Source organism: Acinetobacter sp. EKM10A (genome assembly GCF_011075215.1).
Classification (GTDB): Bacteria; Pseudomonadota; Gammaproteobacteria; order Pseudomonadales; family Moraxellaceae; genus Acinetobacter; species Acinetobacter baumannii.
The window spans coordinates 1-207 of the sequence record NZ_JAALLK010000058.1 but is presented as its reverse complement, the minus strand read 5'-3'; the positions used below and the strand labels follow the sequence as shown (position 1 = coordinate 207).

The window sequence follows — 207 nt, the reverse complement described above, 5'->3', positions numbered from 1 at the left end:
AGGATCACAGTTTTCGATTCAAGTTTTGCACCGTTTTCAAGTTCAACTTCAACCAAGCCATTTGCTGTTTGGTCTGCGCCGGTGATTTTGCTGACACGTTGCAGGTTCATGATATCCACATCGTATTCATGAACATGTGCTTCCATCTCAGCAGCAAACTTAGGACCTTGGGTCTTTTGCACAGAAGTGAAGTTTTCAATGTCCATG

Annotated in this window: 1 pseudogene; it reads right to left on the bottom strand. The window is 43.5% G+C overall.

The annotated features are described in order from the left end of the window. Positions 1–207, bottom strand: a pseudogene (locus G9371_RS19070) (alkyl hydroperoxide reductase subunit F); the annotation flags it as partial.